We start from the raw sequence: 19925 nt of genomic DNA, 5'->3' as shown, positions 1-19925 counted from the left end.
CGTGGTTCATGCGGCGAGCGCCGCTTCGAAGTGCGCGGCGACCGCGCACACGTGTTCGTCCGCGCCCTTGCGTCCGACGATCTGCAGCCCGGCCTTCAGCGGCGTTCCCGCGAGCGGCAGCGGCAGGCTGAGCGCCGGATGGCCGCTCAGGTTGAACGGCCGGATCAGCGACGACATCGCAATGACCGATACGCCGTCGCGTGCCTGCCGAAGCGTGATCGGCAGCGCGGGCAAGGTCGGCAGCACCAGCACCTCCGCGCGCTCGAGCGCGGCATCGACCTGCGCCGTGAAGCGCGCACGCACGGCTTCCGCTTGCGCGAGCGCGGCGGGGGGCGTCGTCGCGGCCGAGCGCAGCCGCGCATCGAGATCCGCGCCGAGCTTGCCGGTTTCGACGAGATGACCGAATGCACGCGACGTTTCCGCATTGATGACGGCAAGCCCCGCGGTGAACGCATCCTGCATCGCATCGAGCACGACGTCGTGCGTACGCAGGCCCGACGCGCCAATCGCCGCGTCGAGCGCGGCCGCGATGGCCGGCTCGGCTTCGACGATCACGCGTGCGATCGTGCAGCCGGCAACGGGTGCCGCCGCGAGCGCCCGGTCGAAGCCCGGCGCGATGGCGGCCATCACGGCCGCGAGCGTGCGGATGTCGCGCGCGAACGGCCCGACACAGTCGAGCGTGGTGACGTCCGGCGCGACGCCGCGTCGCGACACGCGGCCGAACGTCGGCTTGAGCCCGGCCACGCCGCAGCAGGCGGCCGGCCCGCGGATCGAGCCGCCGGTGTCGGTGCCGAGCGCGGCGTCGACGGCGCCGAGCCCGACGAGCGATGCCGACCCGCTCGACGAGCCGCCCGGGATGCGCGTCGGATCCTGCGGATTGACCGGCGTGCCCGTGTAGCCGTTGATGCCGGTCATGCCGAACGCGAGCTCGTGCATGTTCGCCTTGCCGGCGATCTGCCAGCCGGCGTCGAGCAGCAGGCGGACCACGTCCGCGTGCTGCGCGGCGGGCGCTGCGTCGGCAAGCGCGCGGCTGCCCGCGCGGGTCGGATGGCCGGCGATGTCGATCGTGTCCTTGATTGCGATCGTCGGGCCCGGGCCGCCCAGCGTGAAGGTGTCGATGAAGCCTGTCATGGTCGATGGCGTGCGAGTTGCGGTGAAGGGGGGCAGGCGAGCGGCGCGGCGGCGAGCGGCCACGGGCCGTCGAGCACGCGCTCGGTGCGGAAATGGCGGATCAGCCAGGTCGCGCTGTCGGCGGCCGGCGCGAAATCGATGGTCAGCCGCGCGGCGATCAGCTCGGCCGTGCCGTCCGCGTAGCGCGACGCCTGCAGCATAATCCAGCGGCCGCGCGCGCTTGCATGATCGGCGCCGACGTCGATCGACTCCGACGTCAGGAAGTGCAGGTTCGCCGAGAAATGTGGTTCGGGCGGCAGGTAGCGGCGCAGCATCGCGATGATCGCGTCCGTGCCTTCGAGGCGGCCGAACTTGCGCGCGTACTGCGGGCCGATGCCTTCCCACACCGCGTCGGCCGTGAATAGCGCGGCGAGCGCCGGCCCGTCGCCGGCATCCTCCGGCACGTCGCACAGCGCCATGTAGCGCGTGATCGTCGCGCGCACCGCGCGTTCGGCGTCGAGCATCGCCACGCGCCGCGCGAGCGCGTCGAGCGCTTTGACGGCTTCGCGTGCGTCGGGCGCTTCGAGCGCGCGCGTCGAATCGGGTCCGGTCATCGCGCGCCTCACGCCGCGGGCTTCGCGGCCGGCGGCACGGTCAGCGCACGGCCGACCCGCGCCTCGATCTTGCCGTAGCGCCACAGGTTGTATTCGCCGACGGGCGTCGTGCGATACAGGTTGCATACCGCGACCGTCGTGTCGAAGTCCGCGACGTCGGCCATGATGTAGAACGTCCACGGCGCGCCGTCGGCCTGGCCGACGACGAGGCGATCGTCATCCATCACGCCGAGCACGCGCACGCCGGGCATCGCCTCGACGGCGGCGAGCATCGCGCCGTACGCTTGCCACACTTCGCCGATCTTCTCGCGCGGCAGGTCGAAGAAGTTTTGCGACACGCCGCAGCAGAACAGCACGCGCAGCGGCAGCGGATTCGAATCGGACATGAAAGGTTCTCCTGAACAATGCGTTGTGCGGCGTCGAAGCGAATCGACGCGGATTACAGATAGCCGGGAAACGGCGTGACGCCGGTGAACACCGCACCCGCGCCGTCGAAGTTGCCTTCGCCGAGAAACGCGTGCTGCGTGACGACCATCGCGTCGCGCAGCAGGCGCTGCAGCGGATGCGTTCGATAGATCGCGGCCGTGCCGCCGAGGCGGTACGCGCGCTCGACGACGCTCGCGCCTTCGCGGGCGATATGCGTGGCCGCGAGCCGCAGCAGGCTGACCTGCTCGGGCGTGACCGGGTTGCCGGCCAGGATCGATTGCCAGACCGAGTCGGTCGTGTCGTAGAAGAACGCGCGCGCCGAGCGCAGCTGCGCTTCGGCCTTCGCGAGCTCGATGCGGAAATACGCGCGATCGGCGAGGCGCGGGGCGCCGGTGGTCGTCTGGCGCCCGCCCGACATCCGGTTCGCGACGTCGAGCGCCGCGCGGGCCAGCCCGAGGTTGACCACGGCGAGCACCTGCGCCGCATACGCGACGGTCGGATAGCGGTACAGCGGCTCGTCGACGGTCGGCTCGCCGCCGCGCACGAAGGTCCACGCGTCGGGTACGAAGCGGTCGTCGACGCGCAGGTCGTGGCTGCCGGTACCTTGCATGCCGACCACGCTCCAGTTCTCGACGATCTCGACGTCGGCGGCACGGAACACGGCCGTGCGCGGCCTGTTCGGCGCGGCGTCCTGCGCGCCGGGCACCGCGATGCCGACGCCGAGCCAGTCGGCGCCCTTGCAGCCGCTCGCGAATTTCCACGTGCCGTTCACGCGCCAGCCGCCGGGTGCCGCCTGCGCCGGCTGGACCGGGAACAGCCCGCCCGCGAATACCTGGTCGGGGCCGCCCGCGTACAGCTCGGCCTGCGTGGCGAGCGGCAGCGCGGCGAGATAGACGTTGGCCGAGCCGAAGCTCGCGACCCACGCGGCCGACCCGTCGGCGGTCGCGATCCGCTCGATCATGTCGAGGAACGCGGTGGGCGCGAGCGCATCGCCGCCGAAGCGGCGCGGCGTGCCCGCGCGATAGATGCCGGCCTCCTTGAACAGCGCGATCACGTCGCGCGGCACGTGTGACAGGCGGTCGAATTCGTCGCGGCGCGCGGCGACGGTCTCGATCACCGCGTCGAGCGGCGACACCCGCGCGGCCGCTTCGCGGACCGCATGCGGCGAGGGGGACGCGGCGTCGATGGCGAGGGCGGCGTTGGGCATGAGTGGCTCCTGGGAATGGGGTTCGAAAGACGATGCAATCAGTCTAGAAACGCCGAAAACACGCAGCAATTGGTGCGTAAGGCCGCGCGACTGGTGTGGCTCCGTGCCGGACTAAAGAAATCTTCAGATGCGGGCCGTGCACGCCGGTGCTATGTTGGACATCCGGCCGCGCGACGCCGTGCGCCTTCAACCGAATCCGCTCATGAGCTTCCCCGACGAAGACGATTTCCACCGGCTGCTCGACGCATTGACGACCTGCGTGCTGCTGCACGACGCGCAGACCAAGGCGATCGTGTGGGCGAACCGCGCCGCGTGCATCGCGCTCGGCTTTTCCGTCGAGGAGCTGCTGCCGCTGAAGGCGCCTGACATGACGCGTCCCGAACCGAAATACCGGCGCGAGATCGGCGTGGGCGCGATGGATCGCGCGATTGCCGAAGGGCGGCCGCAGGTGTACGAGTGGTGCTATCGGTCGCGCACCGGCGTCGACATGCTGTCGGAGGCGATCGCGACGCACGTGCCGCTGCGCGGGCGCGACGTCGTGATGGTGCAGTTCCGCGACATCAGCGCGGAGGAGGCGATCCGTCAGCAGCTGCGCCGCTACGAGGCGCGGCTGCGCGAATTCATGCAGGACCTCGACGAAGGCATCGCGGTCGTGACGCCGAACGGCGGCGCGCAGTTCATCAGCGAGTCGGGGCGCCGCGTGCTCGGGCTCGCGCCCGACGATGCGCTCGGCGGCGTGCTCGACTACTGCACCGCGGCCGATCGCGACCGGCTCGTCGCGCAACTGCGCGATGCGCCGTCGACGTGCCCGTCCGAGCCGCAGCGCTACCGCTTCGTGCGGCGCGACGGCTCGGCGTGCTGGCTGCGCATCACGTGCCGGCAAGTCGAGATCGAAGGCGACCTCGACGGCTTGCTCGTGCATTTTCGCGACGTCAGCGACGAGGTCGCGATCGAGGAGGCGCGCCGCGCCGAAGCGCGCATGCTCGAATACGCGGGCCGCTACAACGCGATGGGCGAGATGGCGACGGTGATCGCGCACGAGCTGAGCCAGCCGCTCGCGGCCGTGCGCAACTTCATCGAGGGTGCGGTGCAGCGGCTGAACACGCGCGGCGCCGTCGACGATGCGATCTGGGGGCTGCGCAGCGCGGACCGGCAGGCCGAGCATGCGGCGCTGATCATCAAGAGCGTGCGCGAGTTCATCGTGAAGCGCGAGCCGGTCGTCGCGCTCGCCGACCTGCGCGAGATCCTCGCCGACGTCGCGTATTTCATCGAGCTGCGTGCGAAGGAAGCGGGCGTGACGGTCGCGATCGTGCAGGCCGACAAGCCGCTGCCGATTCGCTGCGAGCGTGTGCTGATCGGGCAGGTGATCCTGAATCTGGCCTTCAACGCGATCGAGGCGTTCGCCGGCTGCGCGCGCGCGCCGTGCACGCTGACGCTCGGCACCGCCGACGTCGGCGGCCACGCGGAGCTGCGGGCGATCGACAACGGGCCCGGTATCGCCGAAGGGGCGCACGACCGGCTGTTCGACGGTTTCTCGTCGTCGAAGGCCGGCGGCAACGGGATCGGGCTGTCGCTGTGCAAGAGCATCGTCACGCGTCATGGCGGGCGCATCGGCGCGAGCCCGGCCGAAGGCGGCGGGCTCGACTGTCGCGTGACGCTGCCGCTTGTCGGTACGCAGGCGTAAGCGGTGCGTCGCGGCGCAAGCGTAACGGGTGCCATGCACGTCGCGCGCATCACGCACGTCACGCACATCGCAGCCAGGCAGCGACGCGCTGCACACGATCAGCGCCCCAGCGCCCGCGCGGTTTGACCACCGATCCCGAAGTCGGTGTTCGGGATGTCCTTGATGATCACGCGCGTCGCCTGCAATGGCGCATCGAGCACGTTCGCGCCGGCGTCCGACAGCGCCGCGATCAACGCGCGTTTCTGCTCGTCGGTGCGGCCGGCAATCAGGATCGCGACGATCACCGGCAGCGACGGCGGTGCGCCATCGGCGGCCGTGCGGCCGCCAAGGCCGATGTGCGTGGCGGGCAATTCGGTGAGCAGGACGCGCACCGATTCGAGCGGTGCGCCGATCGCGTCGACGGTCGCGCCGCTGAGCCGCGTGATCAGCTCGGCCTTGCGCGCGTCGTCGTGGCCGGCCGGCAGGAAAACTTCGAGTGTGGGCATGGTCGTCCGGAAAGGTGAAGGTGGCCGGCTCACCGTTGCGCTGGCGATGGCGAACCGGTGGCCGCTTGCAGCAGGAAGCCGATCTCGCTGCGCGCATCGGTCGAGCCGATCAGGTGGACGACCGTTTCCGCATTCGAGTGTGGGCTGGGTCGTCCGGAAAGGTGAAGGTGGCCGCCTCACCGTTCCGATCGCGCCGAGTGATTCGGCCGAACCGATCGGACGGACGACCGTTTCCGCATTCGAGTGTGAGCATGAGCGTCCCGAAAGGTGAAGGTGGCCGGTTCACCGTTGCGCTGGCGACAGCGAACCGGCGGCCGCTTACAGAAGGAAGCCGATCGCGCTGAGCGCTTCGGTCGAGTCGATCAGGCGCACGACCTTTTCCGCGATCCGCATTTCGCCGTCCGCGTCGATGTGCAGCTTGTGCGTGACGTCGGCCGCGAACAGCGTCGCGACGCCGCGCTTGTACGCGACGACGACCTGCGCGGATTTCAGCTCGACCATGCCGGCGCTGCTGCTCTCCAGCGTGAAGCGCGACACGGTGCGCACCGTGCGCGCCGCGTCGGTCGCCGACGCCGAGTAGCCGGACAGCATCCGCTGCACGCGCTTCTCGCGCATGTCCTGGTCGTCGAACACGTAGTTGAGCGTCGCCGCGAAGTCGGTGGTGTCGGGATCGATCGGCACCACGTAGTGACCGGCCGGATCCCACAGGTCGAGCCATGCGCGATAGTCGCGGCGGTCGAGCAACTCGGCTTCGCGCCACACGAATTCGACCGCGCGGGCGAAGGTCTGCTCGGAAAAGAGGGCGTTGCGGTCGTCCATTACTGTTGCTCCATCATCTTGCGCCATTGCTGGTAGGCCTCGCGCATGCCCGTCTCGTCGGTCGCATGCGCGGTCTTTTCGCCGTTCGCGGCGGTCATCTCGCGGTTCAGCCCGCGGTTCACGAGGATCGGCACGTCCGGCCCCGCATGCGCGCCGCGCTGCACGCGCTCCCATGCTTCCGCGTCATCGGGGCTGCCGAAGCCGAACGGTCCCTGGAAATGCTCGTGAATCCGCAGCCGCTCGCGATTCGCTTCGTCCGGGCCGCCATCCATCGCGAGCGCGACGTGACGGATCTCGGTTTCGTTCGCGGAGATCGGCCGCAGCACGCGGAAGAACGCCATCGACAGCGCAAGGTTCGGGAACAGGTTCAGGTTGAAGCCGACCCCCATCAGCGAGCGCACGATGCGGCGCACTTCGTCCGGCGTGTGGCGCTCGGCGAGCTTCGCCGCGAGCGGCGCGAAGCGTTCGGGCAGCGGCGCGCCGTCGTCCTGGTCGAGATCGATCAGCTCGGGCATCAGCACCGCGAGGCTGTGACCGTTGCCGAGCCCGCGGCAGAAGGCGTCCTCACTCGTCATGAAGCTCGTGATCGCGGCCGCCGTTTCGTCGTCGATCGACTTCATCCACGACTTGTGCACGACGGGGAAGTGATAGAGGTCGGTCGTGTTCTCGAGCTGGATCTTCCAGTTGCCCTTGAACTTGAACTTGTGCTCGCCGTTCGCCTTGATCGGGTAGCCGGCACCCTGCTTCATGAACAGGTCGATCCACGGCTTCGCGCCGCCGAGGAAATCCTCGAGCGGTTCGATGGCGTCGTTGAAGCTCGCGAAGATCAGCCCCTGGTACACGCCCACGCGCAGCTTCACGAGCGGCAGGTCGCCTTTCTCGCACACGCCTTCGTAGCCGTCGCCGTACGGCAGCGCGCGCAGCGTGCCGTCGAGCGCGTACGACCAGCTGTGATACGGGCACGTGAAGCCCTTCGCGTTGCCCTTGTGCGATTCGCACACGGTCGCGCCGCGGTGGCGGCAGCGGTTCTGCAGCACGTTGATCTCGCCGGTCCTGTCGCGCACGACGATCACCGGCTGGCGGCCGATCGTCGTCGTGACGAAGTCGCCCGGGTTCGGCAGCTCGCTCTCGTGCGCGACCCAGATCCAGGTGCGGTAGAAGATGCGGTCGAGCTCGGCCTCGAACAGCGCGGGGTCGTGATACATCGCGGGCGCGATGCGGTCGGGCTGCGCGAAGCCGTGCAACGCGCGGGTGTCGATCGTCTGGGTGGGAATGTCGCTCATCGTCGTCGTGGGGAAAGAGTCGCGAAATCGGGCCGCGTCGCGCGCGGCATCGGGTACCCAGTCTCGTCTTCCGCTACATATCCGTCAAATTGATCTAAAATTGCCAATCAAATAAATACGGCAAATGATGGAGGTCACGATGACATCGGTCGATCATCTCGATCTGAACCTGTTGCGGGTGTTCCAGGCGATCGTCGAGGAGCGCAGCCTGACCAAGGCCGGCGAGCGGCTCGCGCTGTCGCAGCCGGCCGTCAGCTATTCGCTCGGGCGGCTGCGCACGCTGTTCGACGATCCGCTGTTCGTGCGCACGCGCGCGGGGATGCAGCCGACGCCGGTCGCGCTCGAACTCGCGGGGATCGTCGGCAAGGCGCTCGACATGGTGCGCGTCGCGCTGCGCTATGCGGAGCGTTTCGATCCGGCGTCGAGCACGCGCACGTTCCGGCTGTCGCTGTCGGATGCGGGCGAGATGGCGTACCTGCCGGCGATCTGCCAGGCGCTGCGCGAACGCGCGCCGCGCGTGACGCTCAGCGTGCAGCCGCTGCCGGTGGAGGAGATCGAGGAGGCGCTGCGCGCGAGCCGGCTGGACTTCGCGATCGGCAACCTGCCGGAGCTGATGCCGCGCACGCGCCACCAGCTGCTGTTCGAGGAAACCTACGTGTGCATGACGGGGCGCCGGCGCGGGTTGCCGGCCGGTGCGGCGCTGAGCCTCGAGCAGTTCGTGCGCGCCGCGCACGTCAACGTGAAATCGGTCGAGCACAGCCACCACGCGCTCGACGACGCGTTGCGCGCGCAGGGCGTGGGCCGCAACATCGCGCTCGAAGTGCCGCACTTCGTCGCGCTGCCGAGCGTGCTGTCGGTCACCGATCTCTATGCGACGCTGCCGAAGCGGCTCGCGCGGATCCTGAACCGCGACAACGCGTTCCGGCTCTACGAGCTGCCGGTCACGCTGCCGCCCGCGCCGGTCACGATGCACTGGCACGAGCATTTTCACGAGGACGAGGGGATCGCGTGGATGCGCGCGCTGCTCGCCGAGATCGTCGAGCGGTTCGACGACGCGTGACGGTCGGGCTGCGTGAGCGCGTCAGAGATCGAGGAGGACTGCTAAAGTATGGGCTTCGAAGTGCTAGGCCTGACGTTGAGAGAGCAACGTTATGTTCTGCAAAGCCGATACGGAGAACAGGATTCATGGCTTCAGTGACGATTGATCTGGGTGCCGGAAAGCGCGCTACGCTCACGCGTGCGTCACGTTCAAGCGGTACCAGCTTGTCCGCCAGTCAACGCAGCGACGTGTCCGAATTAATGTTGCACTGGCCGAAATACAGTGGTCTGACCACGAACGTGCTGACATACCTTCGCCAACTTGGCCTAGACGCACTCCAAGGCACTCCGCTTGATGCGCTCAAGGCTGCCATCGAAAATGGACGCGTGGCGGTACAGATCGAACGACAAGCGGTTGGTGGTGGGGGGGCGGCTGGAGGTTCTCCCACAACTCCGCCATTCCCAAAAGCCAATAGGTTCGCCAGTGTGCCGAGAATGGCCCCGCTACCGGTAGACAAGCCCTTGCCTGGTTGGGCGACACCCAGCGATGTGTCTGCGGGCGAGCTCATGAGCTATCTGCAGAGTGTTGTCTCGGGCGGTGCAGGTGGTGCGGCCGCGATGGCGGGCGGCGCGGGCTTCGCTGATTCGACTTCGCTCAGTGAGGCATCGCCATTCGATTTTTCGCCAGATGCGTTGGGAGACGCGGTTCAAGTCGCGGGTGTCGACCGAGGCGATATGATGGCCTGCGACATCATCAAGGCTGAGTGCAAAGGCTCAGTGTTGCGCGAGTTCCCAGGGCAATATCTGAATTCGACGCTCAACGAGATTCAAGGTGATGCGAGCGATGGCATCAAAGAGGCGCGTAACGCGCTCAAGTTGCTCAACGATAACCGTTTCAAGAAATAGGTGCCCGACATGACCCCCAACACACTGTTCGATCTGCTCGATCAGCTCGAATCTGCGAAGATCCACTACACCCTGAGCCGCAACCGACCGGATACGGTGCTGGTTTCGATCACGGTGGTCGGGATGCGGGTAGAGGTTGACGTGTTCCGAGACGGGCACACCGAGGTTTGCATCTTTCGCGGCACGGAGGAACCCACGGACGATGCGAATGAGCTCGAACGTATCATCGAAGCAAATCGGGATTGATTGCTGAGCGCCGCGCGCCCGCATCTTCCGACGCATTGCACCGATGGTACGGGGCGCATCACAGATCGAGAACGAGCACCGCCGAGCGCGCCCGCGACACGCAGCAGCAGATCACCGTGTTGCTCGCGCGCTCGGCCTTGCTGAGGCAGTGGTCGCGATGATCCGGCTCGCCGTCGAGCACCGGCACCATGCACGTGCCGCACACGCCTTCGCCGCATGACGTATCGACCTCGACGCCGATGCGCGCGAGCGCGTCGACGATCGACGTGCCGGGCGCGACGCGCACCGCTTGGCCGCTGCGCTGCAGGCGCACTTCGAAGCCTTCCGCCGGGGCGGCGTCGACAGCGGCGTCGGCCGCGACGGGTTCCGCCGCGAAGCGTTCGAGGTGAATCGCGTCTTCCGGAAGCCGCGTGGCCGCCGCCGCGACGACGGCATCCATGAACGGCCCCGGCCCGCACGTATAGACGTGCGCTTTCGCGTCGATCGACTCGACGCAGCGGCCCAGTTCGGCCGCGAGCGCATCGGGTGCGATCCCGTAATGAAAGGTCACGCGCGATGCGAACGGTTCGGCCGACAGTTCGTCGACGAAAGCCGCGTGTTCACGGCTGCGCGCGAAGTAGTGCAACCGGTAACGTGCGCCGCGCTGCGCGAGCGCGTACGCCATCGACAACAGCGGCGTGATGCCGATCCCGGCCGCGACCAGCACATGCTCGCTCGCGTCGTCCGCCAGACGAAACAGGTTGCGCGGCGCGCCGATCGACAGCTCGGCGCCGACGCGCACGTCGTCGTGCAGCGAGCGCGAGCCGCCGCGCGACTGCGCTTCCTTCTTCACCGCGAACAGGTAACTGCCGCGCTCGTCTGGGCGGCCGCACAGCGAGTATTGCCGTGTGACGCCGGACGGCGCGGTGACGTCGATATGGGCACCCGGCTCGTACGCGTCGAACGGCTGGCCGTCGACGCGCGAGACCCGGAAACAGCGGATGTCCTGCGCCGCGTCGATCAGCGCGTCGATCCGGACCTGGTGGCGGTTCGCTTGCATGGGGTGTTCCGTGGGGTAGAAGAAACCGGCGCGGCGGATACCGCGCCGTCATGCAACCGAGAATAAGGACGGGCATCGCATAAATCAAATCGATAAAAAAGCGATGCCAGAATCAGTGAGGTGGATGATGGTCGGCGACCAGCATGACGGCCGCGGCGTCGACGATCGCGCAGGCGGTGCGCCGAACACGCGATCGCTGAACAGCGCGACTTCAGCGTGCGGCCGCGGCGCGGCCACCGTCGACGGCCGCGTCAGCCGAAGCCGAAGCCGAAGCCGAAGCCGACGCCGACGCCGACCACCGCGACTTCAGCGTGCGGCAACGGCGCTGCCGCCGTCGACAGTCGCATCGGCCGAAGCCGAAGCCGACGCATGGCCGCGTTCGCGCTCGAGGCTGCGTCGATACTGCCGGCAGCCGACGGCCAGCAACAACGCGGCGACCGTGGCCGCCGCGACGTTCACGATCGACATCGAATGGCCGACCGCCGCCGGCGCGCCGAACACGCGATCGGTGAACAGCGCGACGACGGTCGTGCCGATCCCGAGCGCGATCAGGTTCGACACGAGCAGGAACAGCGCGGAGATCTGCGCGCGCATCTGGTTCGGCGCGAGCGTCTGCATCGCGGCGGTCGACGTCGGCATCGGGAACGACGCGAAGAACATCGCGACGACGAGCATCGCGAGCGATGCCGGCAGGCTGTCGAGCTGCGTGAACAGCGTCGCGGGGATCACCATGCACGCGGCGCCGATCGCGCCGGCGCGCATCGGCGCATCGGTGCGGCCGCGGCGCAGCAGCCAGTCGTTGAGCCAGCCGCCGCAGAACACGCCGGCGGTATTCGCGACGAGCAGCACGATGCCGAGCGTGTAGCCGGCTTCGACGGCCGTCATCCCGAAGCGGCGGATATAGAACGCGGGCGTCCAGCTCAGCAGGCAGTACAGCGTCATCGCGTAGAACGAGAAGCCGAGATAGTGGCACGCGAAGGTCGCGCGATGCGTGCCGACGAAGCGCAGCGAATCGCGCATCGACACGCGCCGCACGGCGCCCGAGCGGTCCTGCGCGAGCCCCTTGCGCTGCGGGTCGCGCACGGTCGCGGCGAACAGCAGCGCGACGAGGATCCCCGGCAGCCCGACGATCAGGAACGTGACCTGCCACGCATGCACCTGCCCGACGACCGGCAGCGTGAACGAGCTCGCATGCTTGAGCAGCGCGATTACGTAGCCGCCGATCAGGAACGCGACGCCGCCGCCGATGAACGAGCCGAGCGAATACACGGCGATCGCGCGGCCGAGCTTCTCCTTCGGGAAGTAGTCGGCGAGCATCGAATACGCGCCGGGCGACAGCGCGGCCTCGCCGACGCCGACCCCCATGCGCGCGACGAACATCTGCACGAATTGCTGGCTGAGCCCGCACGCGGCGGTCGCGACGCTCCACAGCGCGATGCCGAGCGCGATGATGCGCGGGCGCGCGTAGCGATCGGCGAGATACGCGACGGGCAGGCCCATCACCGCGTAGAACAGCGAGAACGCGAAGCCGTTGAGCAGGCTGAACTGCGTGTCGGTCAGGTGCAGGTCGCGCTTGATCGGTTCGATCATCAGGACGAGCACCTGGCGATCGACGAACGAAAAGACATACGCGAGCATGCAGATGACGACGACATACCATTCGTACGTATAGCGCTTGCCGTCGGCAGCGCGGGCCGTGGGTGCGGACATGCGGATTCTCCAGGAGCGGGCGATGGAAAAGCGCGGCGCGGGCCTCGCGGGCCGGGTGCCGTCGCGGTGCGAAAGCGTGCGGGTGACACGATCGGAGACGCAGCGTAGTCGGCCAAATTCGGCCGCCATAGCCGGAGTGACAGCCGCGCCACACGGACATTTACCGACGCGGATAAAGAAAACACCGAGGCCGTGCGCGCGGGCCGCCGCGCGGCGCACGTGCGGCGGCGCGTGCGCGCATCATGCGGCGCGTCTATAAGCGTTATAGAGCGCATTGCGTCGACGTCCGAAATTGTCGTTCCTAGACTCGGCCCGTTTTTGATCGGCAGCGTTCGCATCCGAATGCGAACGCGCTTCATGTCAAACGGCGCGTTGCCGACAAGCGCCGGCATTTCCACGGGACGACCAAGATGAACCATTCGAACGGGCGGGCCGACCGGCTTGCCGTACCGCTTGCCACGCTGGCGGCCGCGCTCCTTGCGTGCGCATCGTTGCCGGCTGTCGCGCAATCGAGCGTGACGCTCTACGGCCGCATCGACACCGCGATCGAATATGCGAACGCCGGGCCGAACCACGTGACGCGCATGGGCAGCGGCAACCTGTGGGCGTCGCAGTGGGGGCTGAAGGGTGTCGAGGATCTCGGCGGCGGCTACGCGGCGATCTTCAAGCTCGAGGACGGCTTCAACGCCGCGAGCGGCGCGCTGTCGAACGGCAGCGCGCTGTTCGGCCGCGAGGCGTGGGTCGGCATCACCGGGCCGTTCGGCGGCGTGCAGTTCGGCGAGCTCTACACGATCGTGCACACGACGCTCGTCACGTACAGCCTGCCCGGGCTCGGCGCGGGCCTCGCATGGGGCAACGCGACGAACAACTTCGTCGGCCCCGCGTTCCTGCGCGTGCGCAACTCGCTGCGCTACACGTCGCCGCGTTACGCGGGCTTCATGCTGCGCGCGATGGCCGCGCGCGGCACCAACGGCGCGGCCGGCCAGCCGGCGACGCTCGGCGACACGTACGGCGCGGGCCTCAACTACGTGCGCGGCGGGTTGTCGGTCGACGTCGACTACATGCAGCAGAAGTTCAGCCCGGTGGCGCCATCCGCGCTCGGCGTGACCAGTTCGGCCGCGAACGGCAACTACACGGTCGGCGCGATCTCGTACGACTTCAACGTCGTGAAGGTCGCCGCGCTGTACATGCGGCATCGCGGCGGCCCCGACGTCGCGGCCGCGATCGACAGCCAGAGCGCGTATCCGCACAGCGACACGATGGAACTCAGCGCGACGGTGCCGATCGGGCGCGCGTCGCTGCTGCTGAGCATCGGCCACTACCGGAAGGTCGCCGACAGCGACGGCAACGCCGATTCGTACGGCATCCGCTTCGACTATCCGCTGTCGAAGCGCACGGTGCTGTACACGGGGGCCGCGATGGTGCGCAACGGCGCGCACGCGCGCTTCGTCGTCAATGGCGCGGCGGGCGGCGGCGTCGCGGTCGCGAAACCCGGCGCGACCGCCAGCTCGATCGTCGCGGGCATCCTCACGGCGTTCTGACCGCCGAGGCCGGCCTGCGCCCGCCCGCGCCGCTATGCGCAGGCGGGCGGTTGCGGCGCGAGCCATGCGTCGAACGGTGCCTGCCGGCCGATGTCGAACAGCTCCAGCAGCAGCGCGCGCAGCCACCGATGGCCCGGGTCCGCATCGAAGCGCCGGTGCCAGTACGCGTTGACGGCCCATTCGCCGGCGCCCGCGATCTCGTAGAGCGTGCACGGCTGGCGCACCGCGAACGTGAGCGCGATGGTTTCCGGCAGGATCAGCGCGTAATCGCCGTGTTCGAGCAGCGCCGGCACCACCAGGAAGTCGGGCAGCGCCGCCCGCACGCGCGGCAGCAGGCCGTGTCGTTCCAGCAGCTGCATCGATTGCGGATGCGCGGTCACCGCGACGAAGCGCAGCGCGTCCGGCGCGTCGCCGTCGAGCACGAAACCGCCGGGCAGCGCGAGGCGCTGCGCGGTGCGGCGTGGCATCAGCAGCACGCAGCGTTCGTGCAGCAGCGCGGTCCGCTGGAAATGGCTCGAGGCATCCGCGAAATGACCGAGCGCGAAGTCGATGCGGCCCGATTCGAGCGCGACGTTGAGCTGGCATTCGTCGACATGCAGCGTCTCGATCACCGCGCCCGGCGCGCGCCGGTCGAATGCCGCGAGCAGCGTCGGCAGGAACGCGCTCGCCGCGAAGTCGCTCATGTGCAGCCGGAACACGCGCTGGGTGCTGTCCGGCGCGAAGCGCGAGCCTTCGTCGAGCACGTCCTGCAGGATCGCGAGCGCCTTGTCGACCGATAGTGCGAGCCGTTGCGCGCGCGGCGTCGGCTCGACGCCGGTGCCGGTGCGCACGAACAGCGCGTCGCGAAACATCAGGCGCAGCCGGCCGAGCGCGTAGCTCACCGACGGCTGCGTGACGCCGAGCCGCAACCCTGCGCGGCCGACGTGCCGTTCCTCGTACACCGCGCGAAACGTCTTCAACAGGTTCAGGTCGAGGTCCTGCACGCGCAGGCCGTCGGGCGCGTCCGCGTCGTGCGCCGCGAGCTCGGGGCGGGCCGGCGGCCGGCCGGTGGCGGAGTGCGTCATGGTGCTTGCCTCGCGGTGACGGAAGGCAGGTGGCCGTAACGCCGCGCATACGCCTTCGCGAAATGGCCGAAGCCGTGAATGCCGTGCGCGATCAGCACGTCCGTCACGCTGCGCGCGTCGCCGCGCTGCAGCGCGGTGTGCACCGCGGCCAGCCGGCGCTCGCGCACGTAGGCGGCCGGCGTGGTGTTCAGGAACGCGCGGAACGCATGCTGGAGCGTGCGCGGCGCGACGCCCGCGACGGCCGCCAGCGCGGCGAGCGCGAGCGGGTCGCCCAGGTGCGCGTCGACGTGGTCGCACGCGCGGCGCACGTGCGCCGGCAGCGGCGGCGTGCCGCGCGCGAGCGCGGCGCTGTACGAATGCGGCAGGTGCGTGAGCAGCAGCGCCATCAGCCACGCGGTGAGATCGGCGCCGAACGTCGTGATCGACGTGCCGATTCCCGGCTGCGCGCCGAGCCGGCACAGGTATTCGAAGGTCGGCAGCACGAGCGCGGCGCCCGCGCCGTTGCCGCCGGCCGCGAGATCGAACTGCAGCGGCCGCGTGAGCGTCGTGTGCAGCATGTCCTGCAGCTTGCGCTCGAGTGCGCCGCGTTCGAGCCGCAGCACCAGGTTGCGGCAATCTGGGCTCGTGCTCAGGCGGCTCGCGAGCGCCGGCGACGACACCGTCAGCTGGCCCGGCCCGGCGCGTGCGACCACGTCGCCGGCCTGCAGCTCACATGCGCCCGACAGCGTCAGCCGGAACAGGAAATGCCCGGCATCGTCGCCGAACTCGATGCGCGTTTCGCGGCCGTAGCAGAGATCGAGCAGTGCGCCGTGATGCAGCGGCACCTCGTACAGCTCCGCATGAAACGGATCGCGGCCGTGCGCGGCCATCCGGTGCGGCCCGAGCCGGTGCGCGACCGCGCGTTCGACTTCGTCGGGCGCATGCAGCGTGCCGAGCCGGTTCGGCGCATGTCGGGAAAGGGCGATATCCATGCGGTGGCCTCGTGTCGGATGGATGGGTACGACGTCGTGCGCGTCGCCGCGATTGCGTTGCGCGAACGGGCGTGCCGTTGCGCGTTTTGAAGCGACGCGACGTGCGCCGCCGCGTAGTCTCGGCAACACTCACTCACCGGGAGACGACGATGAAGGTATGTGTACTGGGCGGCGGCCACGGCTGCCATGCGGCCGCGATCGACCTGTTCGAGAAGGGCCACGACGTGACGTGGTGGCGGCGCGACCGCGAACCGCATGCGCGGCTGCGCGAGCTCGGCGCGTTGCACGTGACCGACTATCGCGGCAGGCGTGCGGTGCCGCTCGGCGACGCACCCGGCGCGATCCGCCTGAGCGACGATCTCGCGGCCGCGCTGCGCGGCGCGCGGCTCGTCGTGGTGCCGCTGCCGGCCGTCTCGCACGATGCGCTCGCCGCGCAGGTCGCGCCCCTGCTCGAGGACGACCAGGTCGTGTTCCTGCCGCCCGGCACGTTCGGCAGCGTCGTGTTCGCGCGTGCGGCGGCCGATGCCGGCAACCGCGCGCGCGTCGCTTTTGCCGAGACCGGCACGCTGCCGTACCTGGTACGCAAGCATGGCGACAACGCGGTCGTGATCAGCGCGTATGCGACGCGCCTGCCGACCGGCGTGTTTCCCGCGAACGCGGCGACCTGGGCGTTCGACGTGCTGCGCGCGGGCTACCCGTCGGTCGAGCCGGTCGAGGATGCGCTGTCCGGCGCGCTGATGAACGCGGGCCCGGTGATTCATCCGCCGCTGATCCTGATGAACGCCGGGCCGCTCGAACACTTCGACGCGTGGGACATCCACAACGAAGGCACGCAGCCGTCGATCCGCCGCGTGACGAATGCGCTCGATGCCGAACGCATCGCCGTGCGCGAGGCACTGGGCTACCGCGCGCCGCATTTCCCGCTGGCGGACCACTACGCGACCGACGGCGACGAATGGATGTACGGGCGCGGCGCGCACGGCAAGCTGACCGACAGCGGCGACTGGCGCGAGAAGATCGATTTGCGCACGCATCGCTACATGCTCGAGGACACCCGGCTCGGGCTGTCCTTCATCGTGTCGTGCGGGCGCTGGGCCGACGTGCCGACGCCCGTTGCGCAGGGGCTGCTGAGCGTCGCGTCGGCGGTGACCGGCCGCGACCTGTATGCGCAAGGGCGCACGCTGGAGGCGCTCGGCCTCGCCGCGCTGTCGCGTGACGCGATGCGCGCGCTGCTCGATGCGGGGTACGCCGCATGACGCCCGCCGCCGACGTGACGCGCGTGCACGTGCTCGGCGCGGGACGCATGGGGCAGGGGATCGCGCTCGTCTTTGCGTTCGCGGGCCTCGACGTGACGCTGATCGACTTCAAGCCGCGCGACGCGCAAGGCTGGCGCGTATTCGAGGATCGCACGCGCGGCGAGATCGCGCGGCCGCTGCATGCGCAGGTGGCACTCGGCCGGATCGATGCCGACCAGGCCGCGGCCGTCGTCGCCCGCATCGCGCTGGTCGCGCGTGAGGGCGCGGCGCCCACCCTGCGCGACGCTGGCATCGTGTTCGAAGCGCTGCCCGAAGTGCTCGATGCGAAGGCCGACGCGCTGCGCTGGCTCGGCGCACATGTCGATGCGCATGCAACGATCGCGTCGACGACGTCGACGTTCGTCGTCACCGAGTTGCAGCGTCATGTCGCGCACCCCGAACGGATGCTGAATGCGCACTGGCTGAACCCGGCGCTGCTGATGCCGCTCGTCGAGATCAGCCGCAGCGACGCGACCGATCAGCGGGTCGTCGACGCACTGGCCACGCTGCTCGAACGCGTCGGCAAGAAGCCGGTGATCTGCGGGCCGGCGCCCGGCTACATCGTGCCGCGCATCCAGGCGCTCGCGATGAACGAGGCGGCACGCATGGTGGAAGAGGGCGTCGCGAGCGCCGAGGACATCGACATGGCGATCCGCACCGGCTTCGGCCCGCGTTTCGCGGTGCTCGGGCTGCTCGAGTTCATCGACTGGGGCGGCTGCGACATCCTGTACTACGCGTCGACGTATCTCGCCGGCGAGATCGGCCCGCGCTTCGCGCCGGCCGACAGGGTCGTGCGCAACATGGCGGCCGGGCGCGACGGCGTGCGTAGCGGCGCCGGGTTCCACGATTATGCGCAGGTCGACGTGCCGGCCTACATGCGGCAGCGGCTCGGCGAATTCGCGCGGCTGCTCGACCACCTGGGACTGGCGCCGGCGTTCGACGGCGCGCGGCGCAGCACCGACGCATAGCGCGGTCGTCGCGACCCGGTGCGATCGTCGCGCCGCGCACGCGTGCATGCGGTACCGCAAACCGCTGTGTCGTTCGCCGGCCGGAAGCGTCGCGTGCGCGGCGGCTACGCTCATGCCGCGTCGCCGCGCGTGTCGGCAGCGGGCGCGCCGCGCGTCTCGCGCATCACGCACAGCGTCGCGACGGTCACGAGGCCGAGCGCCACGAGGAACAGCGACACGGGCCACGACGCGTGATAGCGCGCGAGCAGTGCGGTCGCGATCAGCGGCGACATGCCACCCGCGAAGATCGACGCGACTTCATGGCCGAGCGCGACGCCCGAATAGCGCACCTCGGTGCTGAACAGTTCGCCGACCAGCGCGGGCAGCGTGCCGATCATCGCGCCGTGGCTCACCGCGGTACCGACCGTCAGCGCGAGCCACACGAGCGGCGTCGCACGCGTGTCGAGCAGCCAGAAGAACGGAAACGCGCACGCGACGAGGCTCAGCGCGCCGATCAGGTACACGGGCTTGCGGCCGATCCGGTCGGACAGCCGGCCCCACGCGAGCATCGCGCCCATTTCGACGATCATCGCGATCATCACGCCGGTCAGCATCACGCCATTCGGGATGCCGACGTATTTGCCGTAGACAAGCGAGAACGCGAGGAAGATGTACGCACCGCCGTTTTCGGCGACGCGCAGCCCCATCGCGAGCAGGATTTCCTTCGGATGGCGTCGGATGCATTCGACGATCGGCAAGTGCGTGTGCGCGCCGCGCTTGCCGGCCTGCTCGTAGTCGCGGCTTTCCGGCAGGTGGCGGCGGATGTAGATGCCGATCGCGAAGATCGCGATGCTCGCGAGGAACGGCAGCCGCCAGCCCCAGGTGCGGAACGCGTCGTCGGGCAGCGCCTGGGCGGCGAGAAACGCGGCCGACGACAGCACGAAGCCGCCTCCGACGCCGAGCTGGCTCCACGCCGCGTAGTAGCCGCGCTGCTCGGGCGGCGCGTTCTCGCTGATCATCAGCACGCCGCCGCCCCATTCGCCGCCGGACGCGATGCCTTGCAGCAGCCGCAGCACGACGAGCGCCGCCGGCGCCCACAGGCCGACCTGCGCGTAGGTCGGCAGCAGGCCGATCGCGAACGTCGACGCGCCCATGATCAGCAGCGTCCACACGAGCGACGCCTTGCGGCCGTAGCGGTCGCCGACATGCCCGAACACGATCCCGCCGAGCGGCCGCGCGACGAAGCCGAGCGCGAACGCGGCGAACGCTGCGAGGCTGCCCGCGAGCGGCGACGCGCCGGGCGGAAAGAACACGTGGCCGAACACGAGCGCGGCGGCCGTGCCGTAGACGAAGAAGTCGTACCACTCCATCGCGTTGCCGGCGACGGAGGCGATGACGATGCGGCGAAGCTGCCGGTCGGCGAGCGGCCGGGCGGCGCTCGGGGATTGCATGGTGTCGGTCGGGTACATGGCGGACTCTGAAGGGGGGCGGGTGCGTGCCGTCTCTGCGACGCATGCGGCACTGCGGGCTAGTGTTGTCG

General features: G+C 69.3%; 19 protein-coding genes. 7 read left to right on the top strand and 12 right to left on the bottom strand.

The window, feature by feature from the left end:
• Window positions 1–6: 6 nt before the first annotated feature.
• From DIE02_RS10545 to DIE02_RS10530, 4 genes are read right to left on the bottom strand one after another with little or no spacing between them, the layout of a single operon-like run.
• On the bottom strand, window positions 7–1131 hold the full coding sequence (locus tag DIE02_RS10545; RefSeq protein ID WP_124487671.1) for an amidase: 1125 nt from the start codon (window positions 1129–1131) through the stop codon (window positions 7–9).
• Complete coding sequence (locus DIE02_RS10540; protein ID WP_124487670.1) at window positions 1128–1724, bottom strand: nuclear transport factor 2 family protein; 597 nt, start codon at window positions 1722–1724, stop codon at window positions 1128–1130. The genes DIE02_RS10545 and DIE02_RS10540 overlap by 4 nt, the downstream gene beginning before the upstream one ends.
• 8 nt (window positions 1725–1732) lie before the next feature.
• Window positions 1733–2110 (bottom strand): hypothetical protein, encoded by a 378-nt coding sequence (locus DIE02_RS10535; RefSeq protein ID WP_011356094.1) that lies wholly within the window; start codon window positions 2108–2110, stop codon window positions 1733–1735.
• A 53-nt stretch (window positions 2111–2163) separates the two neighbouring features.
• The gene (locus DIE02_RS10530) at window positions 2164–3357 is read right to left on the bottom strand and encodes an acyl-CoA dehydrogenase family protein (RefSeq protein WP_124487669.1); all 1194 of its coding nucleotides are present in this window, start codon (window positions 3355–3357) and stop codon (window positions 2164–2166) included.
• A gap of 127 nt (window positions 3358–3484) precedes the next feature.
• Between DIE02_RS10530 and DIE02_RS10525 the strand changes: the two genes are divergently transcribed.
• Window positions 3485–5041 carry an ATP-binding protein gene (locus DIE02_RS10525; protein WP_124528946.1) on the top strand — a complete coding sequence of 519 codons (1557 nt, stop codon included), beginning with the start codon at window positions 3485–3487 and terminating at the stop codon, window positions 5039–5041.
• Window positions 5042–5139: 98 nt separating this feature from the next.
• Here the strand turns inward: DIE02_RS10525 and DIE02_RS10520 are convergent, their stop codons facing one another.
• From DIE02_RS10520 to DIE02_RS10505, 3 genes are all read right to left on the bottom strand, one after another.
• A complete protein-coding gene (locus tag DIE02_RS10520) occupies window positions 5140–5526 on the bottom strand; it encodes a 2-hydroxymuconate tautomerase family protein (RefSeq protein ID WP_124487667.1) in 387 nt (128 codons plus the stop codon).
• A gap of 318 nt (window positions 5527–5844) precedes the next feature.
• The gene (locus tag DIE02_RS10510) at window positions 5845–6345 is read right to left on the bottom strand and encodes an aromatic-ring-hydroxylating dioxygenase subunit beta (RefSeq protein WP_124487666.1); all 501 of its coding nucleotides are present in this window, start codon (window positions 6343–6345) and stop codon (window positions 5845–5847) included.
• Window positions 6345–7628, bottom strand: coding sequence for a Rieske 2Fe-2S domain-containing protein (locus DIE02_RS10505; protein ID WP_124487665.1), 1284 nt, complete (start codon window positions 7626–7628; stop codon window positions 6345–6347). The genes DIE02_RS10510 and DIE02_RS10505 overlap by 1 nt, the downstream gene beginning before the upstream one ends.
• A gap of 139 nt (window positions 7629–7767) precedes the next feature.
• Between DIE02_RS10505 and DIE02_RS10500 the strand changes: the two genes are divergently transcribed.
• The 3 genes from DIE02_RS10500 to DIE02_RS10490 all read left to right on the top strand — a co-directional run bounded on the left by DIE02_RS10500 (window position 7768) and on the right by DIE02_RS10490 (window position 9818).
• Window positions 7768–8688 carry a LysR family transcriptional regulator gene (locus DIE02_RS10500; RefSeq protein ID WP_124487664.1) on the top strand — a complete coding sequence of 307 codons (921 nt, stop codon included), beginning with the start codon at window positions 7768–7770 and terminating at the stop codon, window positions 8686–8688.
• Window positions 8689–8813: 125 nt separating this feature from the next.
• Window positions 8814–9572: a hypothetical protein gene (locus tag DIE02_RS10495; RefSeq protein WP_185702617.1), complete on the top strand. Its 759-nt coding sequence runs from the start codon at window positions 8814–8816 to the stop codon at window positions 9570–9572.
• Window positions 9573–9581: 9 nt separating this feature from the next.
• Window positions 9582–9818 (top strand): hypothetical protein, encoded by a 237-nt coding sequence (locus tag DIE02_RS10490; RefSeq protein WP_124487663.1) that lies wholly within the window; start codon window positions 9582–9584, stop codon window positions 9816–9818.
• Window positions 9819–9876: 58 nt separating this feature from the next.
• On the opposite strand, the gene DIE02_RS10485 is transcribed toward DIE02_RS10490, so the two are convergent.
• Together DIE02_RS10485 and DIE02_RS10480 are read right to left on the bottom strand one after the other, a co-directional pair.
• A complete protein-coding gene (locus DIE02_RS10485) occupies window positions 9877–10857 on the bottom strand; it encodes a PDR/VanB family oxidoreductase (RefSeq protein WP_124487662.1) in 981 nt (326 codons plus the stop codon).
• 306 nt (window positions 10858–11163) lie between these two features.
• The gene (locus tag DIE02_RS10480; RefSeq protein ID WP_124487661.1) at window positions 11164–12567 is read right to left on the bottom strand and encodes an MFS transporter; all 1404 of its coding nucleotides are present in this window, start codon (window positions 12565–12567) and stop codon (window positions 11164–11166) included.
• 410 nt (window positions 12568–12977) lie between these two features.
• On the opposite strand from DIE02_RS10480, the gene DIE02_RS10475 reads away from it, so the two are divergent.
• A complete protein-coding gene (locus DIE02_RS10475) occupies window positions 12978–14108 on the top strand; it encodes a porin (RefSeq protein ID WP_124487660.1) in 1131 nt (376 codons plus the stop codon).
• Window positions 14109–14140: 32 nt separating this feature from the next.
• Here DIE02_RS10475 and DIE02_RS10470 read toward each other — a convergent pair whose 3' ends face one another.
• Both DIE02_RS10470 and DIE02_RS10465 read right to left on the bottom strand, forming a co-directional pair.
• Entirely contained in the window at window positions 14141–15172 is a 1032-nt protein-coding gene (locus DIE02_RS10470) for a LysR family transcriptional regulator (protein WP_124528944.1), read from the bottom strand.
• Entirely contained in the window at window positions 15169–16143 is a 975-nt protein-coding gene (locus DIE02_RS10465; RefSeq protein ID WP_124528942.1) for an AraC family transcriptional regulator, read from the bottom strand. Before DIE02_RS10465 ends, DIE02_RS10470 begins: the two co-directional genes overlap by 4 nt.
• A gap of 149 nt (window positions 16144–16292) precedes the next feature.
• On the opposite strand from DIE02_RS10465, the gene DIE02_RS10460 reads away from it, so the two are divergent.
• Together DIE02_RS10460 and DIE02_RS10455 are read left to right on the top strand one after the other, a co-directional pair.
• Window positions 16293–17399, top strand: a complete 1107-nt coding sequence (locus tag DIE02_RS10460; protein ID WP_124487657.1) for an NAD/NADP-dependent octopine/nopaline dehydrogenase family protein — start codon at window positions 16293–16295, stop codon at window positions 17397–17399.
• Window positions 17396–18406, top strand: a complete 1011-nt coding sequence (locus tag DIE02_RS10455; RefSeq protein ID WP_124487656.1) for a 3-hydroxybutyryl-CoA dehydrogenase — start codon at window positions 17396–17398, stop codon at window positions 18404–18406. The genes DIE02_RS10460 and DIE02_RS10455 overlap by 4 nt, the downstream gene beginning before the upstream one ends.
• 110 nt (window positions 18407–18516) lie before the next feature.
• Here DIE02_RS10455 and DIE02_RS10450 read toward each other — a convergent pair whose 3' ends face one another.
• On the bottom strand, window positions 18517–19854 hold the full coding sequence (locus tag DIE02_RS10450) for an MFS transporter (RefSeq protein WP_044845351.1): 1338 nt from the start codon (window positions 19852–19854) through the stop codon (window positions 18517–18519).
• Window positions 19855–19925: the final 71 nt, after the last annotated feature.

The organism is Burkholderia sp. Bp8991, assembly GCF_003853795.1.
Lineage (GTDB): Bacteria > Pseudomonadota > Gammaproteobacteria > Burkholderiales > Burkholderiaceae > Burkholderia.
Note: the sequence above shows the minus strand (reverse complement) of the source record. Positions and strands in the feature narration are given on the sequence as shown.